The organism is Cellulosilyticum lentocellum DSM 5427, from assembly GCF_000178835.2.
Classification (GTDB): Bacteria; Bacillota; Clostridia; order Lachnospirales; family Cellulosilyticaceae; genus Cellulosilyticum; species Cellulosilyticum lentocellum.
Map to the genome: position 1 here is coordinate 209843 of NC_015275.1, position 12879 is coordinate 222721.

The following is a 12879-nucleotide window of genomic DNA, read 5'->3' on the forward strand; positions in this document are numbered from 1 at the left end:
CGAATACATTAAAGTAAGTAGTATATTACTTTGATGGGAGGTTCTTATGAATAGAAAAGAGGCTTTTAGAAGATGGCTACAAAATGAGACGGTAGCAAAAACAGGAAGATCTATTCCGGCAAAGACGATTGAGAGCTATATTAAAGGGGTAAGTCATCTGTCAGATGCTATGTATGAGAATGGTGTTATTGATAAGAGGCTTTATAGTATGAATCAAAGCGGTGAGTTAGAAGGTGCTATTTCAGCGATTAAAAAGAGTCATGTGTATATTAATATGAACAATGAAAGCGGGAATGTTTTACATAAGGCACTTAACCAATATGTGAAGTTTTGTAGTAATCAATAAGAAAGTGGGGCATGGAGCTAATTAAGTTAGTCTCATGCCCCACTTTTATTATATAGGTTATAAAATTTAACGCTTATGCTATAAATACAAGACAGTATGTTATATAATGAGGTTATTCTGAGTTGAATTTCAAATATTCAGTTTTAAATTAAAGCATAGTAGATTCCTAGGAAGAAAAAGAGACTGATAGAATTTATTATGAATAGAGAGATAAGGGTGCAACATAAAAGAGAGTATTATGGGGGGATTGGATGTTTCAAAAGAAAAGTGACATGGTTATGCAAGAGGAACAGTTAAGGGTGGAGGAAAAAAAGCCAGAACTAGTAGAAATAGCAGAAGAACTCCATCAAACAAAGGAGAGCGTTGTTGCTAGAATTAAACAAGGAAGAAGGTCTTGGTGCAAGGAGGCTTGCCTTTTTTCAAGTATAGCACTTGTGTTAAGCATGGGTGCAAGTGGCATATTAGCCATGTATTTAAAAAATTTAGGGATTATTCAGCGCATCCTAAGTTGGTTTGAAAAATCTGGCGCTGATGATAAGATGAGAGAAACTATAGCAAATCCTATGCTAATGGCGTATAGCATGTTGTATGGTGGAGAAAATCAGGTTTATTTTATTTTTAATAAGATGGATGAATACCGTTTTACAGTCATGTTACCTCTTTTCTTTATAGGAATAACTATTTTTCTGCTATGGCTTTCGGAGAAGCTTCGTTATGCCATTACTAAAAGAACCAGAGATATGTATAGTAATATTGCCATAGCCATGATCAATGGGCTAGTAGTGACAGGTGTTGCTTTTTTGCTTAGTAAGCAGCTAACCATAAGAGGAGAAGGAATTACTGGTCTTATGCAGGATTCTAGATTGAATTTATTATATGAACAGTATGTGGCATCTGCAATTAGACCTTCTTTAAAAATAATTTCTACTGTAGACCTTTTAAGGTTATGGGGAATGAGTTTTACTTTGACGCTTTTTACACTAACCTTTTTCGCAAGGAAGCAGCTGGTATTTAAAAAATACGACCAAATAGTGCCTACTTTAATTTATATAGCAAGAATGATCTTTATAGCGGTAGTGATTTTAGCCTTAGTGATTTCAGGAAGGATTGTATTTAGTGGTGCTTATATGACCATGAGTTTTACGCAGCTGCATCTTTTCTTAGAGACTTTTTGTTTCTTGATGGGAATGCTGTTATGTGCTTTATTAACGGGTCATGTATCGTTTATAGATTATTTAGTAGATGCCAATAGCTTGTTGGAGCTAAAGATGGAGCTTTTTACAATGGAGGCATGGTTTAAGAAAAATGTCTCTTATTTAGATAATCCAATAGGGAGTTATTTTCTTGTGCTGATGCTTTTAGTTTTAGGCGTTATTCTTCTAAGTAGCTTTAGGCATTGGAGAGGGCGAGGTGTTCGTTTTAATCAAGGTTTTGCAGAAACACTTGTAGTGGCCACCATTTTAAGTTTAAGTGCAGGGCTATTTTCAAGGCTTGGAGCATTCTCCTTTAGTTTAGATTGTGATACGACTAACAGAAGTGTAAATTTCAATAACTTAGTAGCTGACATAGGCGCTACAAATTTCTGGGAAGTAGCAACCAAGGTATTTACTGTAACCTTCTTGCTTTTTTTACTGGGATGGGCACTTAATCAATTATTACCAAAGCTAGTAGATACCTTAGGTAAAATTCCAGAAGCGAGATGGAATTATTTTGTGTGGATAAGCCTGATTATCATAGTAGCACTCGTTATTGTACTTACCATTAACCCTGAAGCTGTTAATGAGATTAGTAAAATGTTTAGTGATGCTATCTGGAAATCGCAGCTTAATATTTTATTAAGGTTAGAAGAAGTATTTAAATAGGATGAAGACGGCTTTAAAGCAATACATATAGGGATTCAGTAAGGATTAAAAAAATGTAAGAAAGATTAAAAAAACATAAGAGAGATTAAAAAGAAATAAAAATGACGCACTAGGGGATATAAATGGTTTATTATACAATAGTATAAAGAGTGAAGGGTTATATTAAGGAGGAGTTTCTTATGAAAATACTACTGACGACAGATGCTTTTGCACCTATTGTGAATGGGGTAGTAACATCAGTAATGACATTATATACTCAGTTAAAGTTAAGGGGACATGATGTGAGAATCTTAGCATTAGCACATGAGGGCTGTTCTAGGCAAGAGGGCGATGTTTATATGATTCGTTCTTTTAGTGTCAATATCTATCCTGATGCAAGGGCAACTGTAAATTATAAGAGTAGAATGGTGAGTGAAATTATCAAGTGGGGACCAGATATTATTCACTCTCAAACAGAATTTTGTTCCTTTTTATTTGCTAGAAAGATAGCAAAGAAATTAGATATTCCAATTATCCATACTTATCATACGTTATATCAAGATTATACAAGTTATTTTACTAAACATGAAAACTTAGGTAAAAAAGCAGTTATTATTTTTTCAAGGCGTATATTAAAAACAGTAGACACAGTGGTTGTTCCTACCAATAAAACCAAAGGAATATTAGAAGCCTATCATATTGAACCACCCATAGAGGTGATTCCAAATGGAATTGATTTTACTAGATTTAAAAAAACACTTACTCAGGAAGAAAAAAATGCTCTCCAAGGAACTTTAAACATACCACGGGGTCATAAGGTAATAGTAACTGTGGGTAGAGTAGGTAAAGAAAAAAATCTAGATGAAGTCATGCTAAATATGAAAGCATTAATAGAACAAAGAAAAAATATATCTTTGGTGATTGTAGGGAATGGTCCATACAGGCTAGAGCTAGAAAAGATGGCAGAGCAACTAGGGATTCGAGACTCAGTTGTATTTGCAGGTATGATTGATCAAATGGAAATCTATAAATACTACAAACTAGGCGATATTTTTGTAAGTGGTTCTACGAGTGAAACACAAGGCCTAACTTATATTGAAGCTTTAATCAATGAAGTGCCTATTGTTTGTAGAAAAGATGATTGCTTAAAGGCACTCCTAAAAGAAGGCTATAATGGGTATACTTATGAGACTAGTGAGGAATTCATCCATATTATCAATGATTTATTGGATCATCCAGATAAATATAATGAAATAAAAGCACATACGGCTGAAAGTGTGCAAGCTTATAGTAGTGAGATCTTTGGTAAAAGGATTGAAGCACTATATGAAAAAGTAATAGCTAATAAAGAGCAAGGTTATGTAGAGCAACATGATGATAACCATACAGCGATTGTAAGCTAGTATAAATAGAAAAAAGTGACTTAAAAGAGGAGTTTGCGGTGTATGAGAAATGGGCAGCTCCTCTTTTCTTTTTACGATTCATCATTCTAGGTTTGTCTCAGTGGAGCAGTATGGCTTTTATAATGCTAGAGGTTCTGGTGGTCTGGCTAGAATATTTGTTTTATAAAAGACATCTTATTTGTTGCTCGGAGGCTCAGCGATTAGCTATTATTAAGTATTATGTTGTTATAGCCAATATAACCACGGTAACCATGGGGGTGCTTATTCAGATTTAAATACAAAAGAATCCCTTTTGTAGCAACTTTGAGTATAATAAGAATAAACGTATTAATAGACTTTTGATAGTGACTGAATAGTTATGTGTTTTTTTATAATGAAATAAGAATAATGATAAAGAAAAAAGTAGAGGGAGGGACAGTTCTTGACATTACAACAGTTAAAATATGTAGTGGCTATAGCCGATAAAGGCTCTATTAATGAAGCGGCTAAATATTTATTTATTTCACAGCCCAGCTTATCTAATGCCATAAAAGATTTAGAGAAGGAAATTAAAATCACAATTTTTACTAGAACCAATAGAGGTATTCAAATTTCTTCTGAAGGAGCAGAATTCTTAGGCTATGCTAGACAAGTTCTTCAGCAATCGGAACTATTAGAACAAAAGTATTTAAGTGGGATGCCAGCGAAGCAACGCTTTTCAGTATCTACTCATCATTATCTTTTTGCAGCCAATGCCTTTGTAGACTTAATCAAGGAATTTGGAGGTGAGGAGTATGAATTCACCTTTAGAGAAACCAAGACGTATGAAGTTATTGATGATGTGAAAAATCTTAGAAGTGAGATTGGACTTATTTATTTGTCAGATTTCAATGCGCCAGTCATTGGGAAGCTTCTAAAAGAAAGTAACTTAGTTTTTACCGAACTTTTTACAGCAAGACCTCATGTGTTTTTATATAAGCATCATCCGCTAGCTCAAAATAAAACCATTACTCTAGAGGAATTAGAAGATTATCCTTGTGTATCCTTTGAACAAGGTGATCAAAACTCTTTTTACTTTTCAGAGGAGGTATTAAGTACTCGAAGTGTGAAAAAAAGCATTAAAGTAAGCGACCGAGCAGCAGTAGTTAATATGATGATAGGTGTTAATGCTTATACCTTTTCAACAGGGGTATTTCCAGAATATCTTCACGGGGAAGATATTGTATCTATTCCCTTGGAAGCAGATGAGAAAATCTGCGTAGGAACGATTATACATAAGGATACAACCCTCACTCATTTGGGTGAGATTTACCTAGAAGCATTAAAGAGAATTGCTGAGAACTTAAAAAATAAAGTGGGGTGAAATCTAGGTAGATACTACCTAAATTTACATGAACTTGATAGCTGCTAGGTGGAAATAAGAGGATGAGGGCTCTCTCCTCTCATTTCTTATAAGCATTATTGACCTTATAAACGTCCAAGATATAAACGAGGAGTGTAGAAGAGGCATAATATTTTCGAACTCCTTAGCTCCTCTACTTTATGCCGTTATTTTTCTAAAATCCCATTAGCTTCTTAACATGGTTACAATTTTCCTTAGATGTAAGTAGCTCTAAAAGAGTGAAAGCTACATCAAAAGCAGTTGAGGGATTATAGGAAGTAATTATATTTTTATCTATAACAATAGGCTCATCACCAAGAACATTTGCACCAAAGTCAGCGAGTTGTTTTTGTCTTTGGCCATTTCCTAAATGATAGGTTGTGGCATTTCTACCCGCTAGTACGCCGCTTTTTCCAATAGGAAGTGCACCAACACAAATGGAAGCTATTATTTTTCCTGCTTTGTCAAATTCTCTGATTAAATTAAAAAAATCCTCACTAAAAGCATCTTCATAAAATCCCGCTTCTTCAAACCCCCCAGGTATTGCAAGTGCATGGAATTCATCAATTTTCACTTCACTGATAGATATTTCTGGAATCACAGTGAAGTTAAAGGTACATTTTAATTTTTCTCTTATGCCAACAGTGACTAAATCTGTGGTGCCATCCCCTTCTAACTTATTCCAACCTATAACATCAGTAAAAACGCTTGCTTCTACAGCTTCAAAACCATTGGCAAGAAGCAATAAAACTTTTTTCATATACAGCAACTCCTTTGACTAGTTATATTGGATACCAAATGATTTTTAATTATAGAACAAAGTATTTGATAAATAAAATTGAAATAAATGAAGTAAATAATCGAAATCTATGATACTGTGATACTATATATTCAAAGTATAAAGGAATGGGATTAATGGAAATTAGGCATTTGCAAACATTTATAACCATAGTTGAGCTTCAAGGATTTACAAAAGCAGCAGAGCATTTGGGGTATGCTCAGTCTACAATAACATCTCATATTCGAATCTTAGAAGATGAGCTGGGAGAAGTCTTATTTGATCGTTTAGGCAAAAAGGTTATTTTGACTCATGTTGGTAAGAAATTAGTGCCTTATGCTAAACAAATGTTAGATGTATATAAGGAAATTAAGAATATAACTTCTCATTCTAATAACGTATCGGGTGATTTAATTATTGGAGCATCAGAGTCATTAACCATCTACCGTTTAGGAAAAATTTTAAAGGAATATAAAAAGAATTATCCAAATGTAAATATCATTTTAAAGGCCGCCAAGTGTAGTGATTTAAGAAGTAAATTACATAGTGGGGAGATAGACATAGCGTTTACCATTGAGCCAGAAATTAGGGATACAGATTTAGTCGTTAATCATTTAAAAGATGAATATATGGTCATTATTGGTGCGCCAGATGCAGATTTGGAATTTTTAGTAGCCAATTGTGAAGGTGAAGTAGCAAGAGAAAGTATTATATTTAGTGAAAAAGGATGTATTGCTAGAGTAGCATTTGAGAATTACTTAAGGCAGAAGAAAATAAGGTATGTCAACCCCTTAGAATTCTCAAGTATAGAAGCTATTAAAAAATGTGTAATGAATGGGTTAGGAATTTCTTTAGTACCTTATTACACTGTTAGAGATGAAATAAGAGAAGGAAGACTTAAGATGATAGAAGTAACGGAGCCGCTAGGCCAGTTTAGAACTCAACTTACATATCATAAAAATAAAAGTGTATCAGTGCCAATGAGTAAGTTAATAGAACTTACGTTAAATGAATCTATCAATTGGAGATAACAGTATTTTTAAGAAAGAAAACTGATAAATCCTTGGATAATGCCAATGTTTATAAAGTCTATAAATAATGAGCCTACTATTGGAACGATGAAGAATGCAGTTCTAGAGTATACATACTTTTCAGTAATAGAATTCATATTTGCCATGGCATTTGATGTAGACCCCATTGCAAATCCAGTTAGTCCTGCCACCATTACAGCTGAGTCATAATTTTTGCCCATTAATGGATAAGATACAAAGATGCCATAAAGGTACATCATTACGCACTGCGCTAAAAGTAAAAGTAACATTGGAAGTGCCAGGTCTATGAGCTGCCAAAGTTTTAATGTGATAAGTGCCATACCAAGGAATAGATTTAAGGATACTTCTTCAACTACCTTAATTTCTTCTAAAGGTGTTTTAATAAAGCCGGTAGCATCAGAAATATTTCTTATAACAGCAGCAGTAATCATAGCACCTATGTAGGCAGGAAAATTAATGTCGGTAGACCACTGACTAACGAATGCATTTAAAGCATCAGTTAAATAAGTTCCTAGAAACATAGCTATTAGTATTTGAAAGAAAGCCATACTTATTTTATTAGTATCTAATAGGGGTGTATTCTTTTGGGTAATAGATAAGTCGAACTCAGTTTCATTAGAAGATGGAAGTTTTTTCTTATGTAAGAGATTATCCTTTATAATGAGGCGATTTGCCATAGGGCTACCTAGTAGTGAACCTGCAACAAGTCCAAAGGTTGCAGCTGTTAAAGCTACTGTTAGAGCCTGAGGATAACCAAGAGCTTCAATGCTAGGTGCTACAGCGGCTGAAGTACCATGTCCACCCGTTAAAGCAGGAGAAGCTGTAAGTAGTGCTAGTAGTGGATCAATTCCTACAATACCTGCGAGACCAACGGCCAATGCATTTTGAAGCACAGCAAAAACTGTTGATATAAGAAGAAATAAGAGTACTTGCTTACCACCGATCTTAAGCATTTTAAAGCTGGCATTAAATCCGACAGTACAGAAGAACATAATCTGGAAGAAAGTCTGTAGGGTTGTATCGAATTCAAATGAAGCAATATTATTTTGTCTAAAAATCATATGTATAATTGAAAATATAAGTCCCCCAATTACTGGCGAAGGAATGGCGTATCTTGAAAATACGGGGATAGCATTTTTGATTGCCTTTCCCAATAACAGAAAGATGACTGCCAATCCTATAGATTGAATCATATTAAGTTGAATTGTCATTTATTAACTCCTAAAATTATAAAATATTTTTTATATCTTTGAAATTACTATTAGTGGATAAAAATTAAATGCTATATAGAGAGCTAAGCAAGAATTTAATTTATAGATATTATTATATAGATAATAAAGTAGAGCGTTTTATTGATAATGTGGGCAGATAATTAATTGAAATTTTTATATTTTGTATAATAGTTCATTTTTTCGACAAAGTCAATGAAAGGGTTTTGCTTAAGATTTATAGGGGGAGGAAGTTAGGATTAACGTTACTTAGAGATAAGTAATTAGTCTTGCTATATATCAATGTGTAACAATAGATATAGCTTATAGCTATATCAGACTATAGTTTTTTGACATTACAGAATAACAAAAGTTTTATGGTAACATATGGTTATAAACAGGAAAATCATAAATAGAGTCTCAATTGCCGATAACGCTCAAAAAGAGTGTTTAGGCTATGGGATGAACAAAGCTTTTTATTTCAGGAGGATTTAGATATGAGAGACGAAACCAAATGTTTGCACGCGGGCTATACACCTAAAAATAGTGAGCCAAGAGTAGTACCTATTTATCAAAGCACGACTTATGTATTTGATTCTACAAAAGAAATAGGGGACGTATTTGATGAACCTACTAAGGCGCTTATTTATTCACGTTTTGCTAACCCAACTGTTATGGCAGTAGAAGAAAAAATCGCTGCTCTTGAAGGTGGTATTGGGGCAATGTGTACCACATCAGGACAAGGTGCTTCTCTTTTATCTATCTTAAACATTTGTAAAGCAGGAGATAGCTTTATAAGTACCTCTACGATTTATGGTGGTACAATTAATCTCTTTGCAGCAACTTTGAAAAAACAAGGCATCGAATGTATCTTTGTTGATCAAAATGCTGATGAGGAAACCATCCATGCAGCTTTTAAATCTAATACCAAAGCAGTGTTTGGGGAAACATTAGCTAATCCAGCACTTTGTGTATTAGACATTGAGAAATTCGCTAAAATTGCGCATGCACATGGTGTGCCACTTATTATTGATAATACCTTTGCAACACCTATTCTCTGTAAACCATTTGAACATGGTGCAGATATCGTTGTTCATTCTACTTCTAAATATATGGATGGACATGCTGTGCAAGTAGGCGGGGTAATCGTTGATAGTGGTAACTTCGACTGGACTAATGGTAACTTCCCAGAGTTCACAGAGCCAGATGAAACTTACCATGGTATTACTTATACTGAAACTTATGGTAAAGCAGCTTATATTATTAAAGCAAGAATGCAGCTCATGAGAGACTATGGTATGTATCCAGCAGCTAACTCAGCTTTCTTATTAAATTTAGGTCTTGAGACATTAGCTATTAGAATGGAAAGATATTGCCAAAATGCCCTTAAGGTAGCGGAGTATTTTGCAGCTTCTGATAAGATTGAGAAAGTGATGTATCCAGGACTTGAAGGGGATGAGTACCATGAACTTGCTAAGAAATACTTAAAAGGTTCAAGTGGTGTTATTTCTATGGTCATTAAAGGTGGTAAAGAGAAAGCCATTCAGTTTATGGACAGCTTAAAATTAGCTTCTAATGAAGTGCATGTAGCAGATATCCGTACTTGTGTACTTCATCCAGCTAGTGAAACACACCGCCAATTAACAGATGAGCAATTAGTAGCAGCTGGCATCGATCCAGGAATGATTCGTTTCTCAGTAGGACTTGAGAACGTGGAAGACATTATTGAAGACATTGAGCAAAGTTTGGCTCAGCTATAATGTCTAATAAATAAAGAGAGAGCCTTGAAAATATCGATCTTATAGACATTTTCAAGGCTTTTTCAGCTATACTAAATCCACAGAGTAGTAAATATTTTATAAAACATCGTTTTTTTGAGATTCTATGGTGCCTGTGTGAGTGCATGATGAGCCAGGGTGTTAGAATGATAATACTTTTGAAAAAATAATGTTTATAAATACATTTTTAAATATTATATTGACAAGATGCGAAATGTGATATATACTAAGAGAGTATTCAGTAGTTGTTTATACCTTTATAAGATAGTGAAATTCACATGTTATTAGAGATTATATGCACCACTCAATGTAATCTGTAATAGTATGTGAATTTTTTATTTGCAACCATTACAGAAATTCATATTAATTAGGAGGTACCGCACATGACAGGTACAGTTAAATGGTTTAACGCAGAAAAAGGATTCGGATTTATTTCAAGAGAAGATGGAGATGATGTATTCGTACATTTCTCAGCAATCCAAGGAGATGGATTCAAATCTCTAGATGAAGGACAAAGAGTAAACTTCGATATTACAAAAGGTGCTCGTGGCGCACAAGCAGAAAACGTTACAAGAGCATAATCATTAAAAATGATTAAGAAAAAGCTATTGTAGTAATGATTAAATATCATTACTACAATAGCTTTTTTTGTTTTTAATTTTCTTTAATTTCTATATATTTCTAAAAACTATATTGACAAGTTGTGAAATGTGATGTATACTAAGAAAGAGTTAAGTTGTTGTTTATACCTTTAAAAGATAGTGAAATTCACATGTTATTAGAGATTATATGCACCACTCAATGTAATCTGTAATAGTATGTGAATTTTTGTTTGCAACCATTACAGAAATTTATATTAATTAGGAGGTACCTCACATGACAGGTACAGTTAAATGGTTTAACGCAGAAAAAGGATTTGGATTTATTTCAAGAGAAGGTGGAGATGATGTATTCGTACATTTCTCAGCTATTCAAGGAGACGGATTTAAATCTCTCGAAGAAGGACAAGCAGTAAACTTCGATATTACAAAAGGTCCTCGTGGCGCTCAAGCAGAGAACGTTACAAGAGCATAATCTATCATTGATTATTGAAAAGACAGAACTTAGGTTCTGTCTTTTTTGCTTACAATTAATTAGAATTGATTGAGTAGAAAAGGACTATGGTTAACAGATTTTAATCTGCTCAGACCATAGCCCTTTATTTTTAAATTAGTTCTTAAATACTTCTGGATAGAAAGCTTCAGCTAATTTTTCTAGACAATCGAAGGTTCTATAGCCATAGCCCATTAGTTCAGTATACTCAACAGAGGTAATGTTTTTATTTTTAATAGCTTCAACATCTTGAAGAGTAGGTTCTGCTAATATTCTATCTACGGCATCACCATCTACAGAGGCATTTTTGTTCGCTGTTACATAAACAATGTGATCAGGATTAGTAGAAATGATATTTTCTAGAGAGATAGAGCCACCTTTTTCAATAACATTATCTGCATTTAATATATTTAACACTTCTGATTGTAATGAAGCATTAGCACCATAAGCAGTAAAGGATTCACCGTTATAATTAACTATTAACATCACTTTTTTTCTTTTACCAGTAGTTGGAACCTTTGATTTAATATCCTCGAAGGAAGCCTTCAAGGAGTCAGCTAATGTATTAGCTTTATCTTGAACATCGAATATAACGCCTACATTTCTAACATCTTGAATAATCGTATCTAGGGAGATATCAGTATTCATTTTACTTGCTAATTGAACATAAGTATTAATGCCAACTTCATTTAAGCTAGGGATTAAGCCATATCTATCATCTTTAAATGAAGCAGCCCTGCCGATTACTAAATCTGCACCAGAACCAACAACCACTTCTTTAGCCACATCACCTTTGTTAGCAATTGCAGGTATAGCTTCATAATCAGCTTTTAGCTCTTCTGGGATAGGCGTGTCTAAATCACCAGTTCCAATGATAGAATCCTTTAAGCCTAAGGTTAAAAGTAATTCAGTTGAAGTTTGGTTATTAGTAATGACCATCTTTGGTGCTTCATTAAATGTTTGTGGGTATACATTTCCTTCAGAATCAAAAGCCTCAAAGGTCACTGGATAAGCTGTTTTATTATCTGATACTTCTGCCACAGTAGGTGATGGCTCTTGCTTTGATGATGTACTTGGAGTTTCGGCCTGAGCTTGAGTTTCAGTTGAAGTTTGAGCTTGAGTGCCACATCCTACAAGGGCTGTTGTAGCTAGTGTTAAGGCTGTAAGTAAAAGCATAAATTTTTTATTCATAATCGTTCTCCTTTTAATTTTGAATTTATAGTATGGATATTCATTTTTCTTCATTACAAAGTTGGTGGTAAGTACTCAATTGAAAGTTTATTAGTGATCGGATTGATATAAATATGAGAGTCAACATCATAAACTTTTTTAATCATTTCTTCGGTTATAATTTCATTTGGAGCACCTTGGTATACAATGCTGCCCTCCTTTAAGACATAGAGTTCATCACAAAACTGAGCAGCTAATGTTAGGTCATGTAAAGCTGCTAAAACGCATATGTTTAAGTTTTTAACAATGGACATAACCTCTAGTTGATACTTTATATCTAGGTGATTAGTAGGTTCATCTAAGATCAATATTTTAGGACCTTGGGTTATGGCTCTAGCCAATATCACTCTTTGCTTCTCACCACCAGATAGTAAACTAAAGCTTTTTTGAGCAAAGTCTAGCATGCCAACTTGAGCTAAGGCTTTAAGTGCTAGATCGTAATCATTTTTGTTATCTTGCTCTAACAATCCCTTATAAGGAGCTCTCCCCATTAATACGATATCTATCACTTTAAAATCAAAGTTAATATGATTAAATTGGCTAACGACGCCAAGGGTTTTGGCAAGAGATTTCTTATTATAATCCTTCATATTTTTATCAGATATAAAAACCTCTCCAAAGCTTGGTTTTATAACGCCGTATATAGCCTTTAATAATGTAGATTTACCACTTCCATTTGGGCCTATTAGCCCGATAAATTTGTTATTAGTAATGGCTAAATCAATACCTTTAACAATTTCTTTTTGAGATAAAGTAACCTTTAATTTTTTAACTTTTAAATCCATTAAACT

At 33.8% G+C, this 12879-nt stretch carries 13 protein-coding genes; 9 read left to right on the forward strand and 4 right to left on the reverse strand.

Going from position 1 to position 12879, the window contains the following annotated elements; translation table 11 throughout:
• The first annotated feature begins 46 nt into the window (after positions 1-46).
• The 5 genes from CLOLE_RS00975 to CLOLE_RS00995 all read left to right on the forward strand — a co-directional run bounded on the left by CLOLE_RS00975 (position 47) and on the right by CLOLE_RS00995 (position 4932).
• Positions 47-346 carry a hypothetical protein gene (locus tag CLOLE_RS00975; protein ID WP_013655208.1) on the forward strand — a complete coding sequence of 100 codons (300 nt, stop codon included), beginning with the start codon at positions 47-49 and terminating at the stop codon, positions 344-346.
• 251 nt (positions 347-597) lie between these two features.
• Positions 598-2208: a hypothetical protein gene (locus tag CLOLE_RS00980; protein ID WP_013655209.1), complete on the forward strand. Its 1611-nt coding sequence runs from the start codon at positions 598-600 to the stop codon at positions 2206-2208.
• 179 nt (positions 2209-2387) lie between these two features.
• The gene (locus tag CLOLE_RS00985) at positions 2388-3590 is read left to right on the forward strand and encodes a glycosyltransferase (RefSeq protein WP_013655210.1); all 1203 of its coding nucleotides are present in this window, start codon (positions 2388-2390) and stop codon (positions 3588-3590) included.
• A gap of 38 nt (positions 3591-3628) precedes the next feature.
• Positions 3629-3865 carry a hypothetical protein gene (locus CLOLE_RS00990; RefSeq protein ID WP_013655211.1) on the forward strand — a complete coding sequence of 79 codons (237 nt, stop codon included), beginning with the start codon at positions 3629-3631 and terminating at the stop codon, positions 3863-3865.
• Positions 3866-4011: 146 nt separating this feature from the next.
• Positions 4012-4932, forward strand: coding sequence for a LysR family transcriptional regulator (locus tag CLOLE_RS00995; protein ID WP_013655212.1), 921 nt, complete (start codon positions 4012-4014; stop codon positions 4930-4932).
• A 193-nt stretch (positions 4933-5125) separates the two neighbouring features.
• Here CLOLE_RS00995 and CLOLE_RS01000 read toward each other — a convergent pair whose 3' ends face one another.
• Positions 5126-5710 (reverse strand): DJ-1/PfpI family protein, encoded by a 585-nt coding sequence (locus tag CLOLE_RS01000; RefSeq protein ID WP_013655213.1) that lies wholly within the window; start codon positions 5708-5710, stop codon positions 5126-5128.
• A gap of 146 nt (positions 5711-5856) precedes the next feature.
• Between CLOLE_RS01000 and CLOLE_RS01005 the strand changes: the two genes are divergently transcribed.
• Complete coding sequence (locus CLOLE_RS01005) at positions 5857-6759, forward strand: LysR family transcriptional regulator (RefSeq protein ID WP_330369299.1); 903 nt, start codon at positions 5857-5859, stop codon at positions 6757-6759.
• 8 nt (positions 6760-6767) lie between these two features.
• Here the strand turns inward: CLOLE_RS01005 and gltS are convergent, their stop codons facing one another.
• Positions 6768-7991 (reverse strand): sodium/glutamate symporter, encoded by a 1224-nt coding sequence (gene gltS, locus CLOLE_RS01010; RefSeq protein ID WP_013655215.1) that lies wholly within the window; start codon positions 7989-7991, stop codon positions 6768-6770.
• A gap of 494 nt (positions 7992-8485) precedes the next feature.
• On the opposite strand from gltS, the gene CLOLE_RS01015 reads away from it, so the two are divergent.
• The 3 genes from CLOLE_RS01015 (at position 8486) to CLOLE_RS01025 (ending at position 10840) form a co-directional block, all read left to right on the forward strand.
• Entirely contained in the window at positions 8486-9748 is a 1263-nt protein-coding gene (locus tag CLOLE_RS01015) for an O-acetylhomoserine aminocarboxypropyltransferase/cysteine synthase family protein (RefSeq protein ID WP_013655216.1), read from the forward strand.
• A gap of 401 nt (positions 9749-10149) precedes the next feature.
• Positions 10150-10347, forward strand: a complete 198-nt coding sequence (locus CLOLE_RS01020) for a cold shock domain-containing protein (RefSeq protein ID WP_013655217.1) — start codon at positions 10150-10152, stop codon at positions 10345-10347.
• A gap of 295 nt (positions 10348-10642) precedes the next feature.
• Positions 10643-10840, forward strand: a complete 198-nt coding sequence (locus tag CLOLE_RS01025; protein ID WP_013655218.1) for a cold shock domain-containing protein — start codon at positions 10643-10645, stop codon at positions 10838-10840.
• 135 nt (positions 10841-10975) lie between these two features.
• On the opposite strand, the gene CLOLE_RS01030 is transcribed toward CLOLE_RS01025, so the two are convergent.
• Both CLOLE_RS01030 and CLOLE_RS01035 read right to left on the reverse strand, forming a co-directional pair.
• On the reverse strand, positions 10976-12049 hold the full coding sequence (locus CLOLE_RS01030; protein ID WP_013655219.1) for an ABC transporter substrate-binding protein: 1074 nt from the start codon (positions 12047-12049) through the stop codon (positions 10976-10978).
• A 53-nt stretch (positions 12050-12102) separates the two neighbouring features.
• Positions 12103-12873, reverse strand: coding sequence for an ABC transporter ATP-binding protein (locus CLOLE_RS01035; RefSeq protein ID WP_013655220.1), 771 nt, complete (start codon positions 12871-12873; stop codon positions 12103-12105).
• Between the last annotated feature and the right edge of the window lie 6 nt (positions 12874-12879).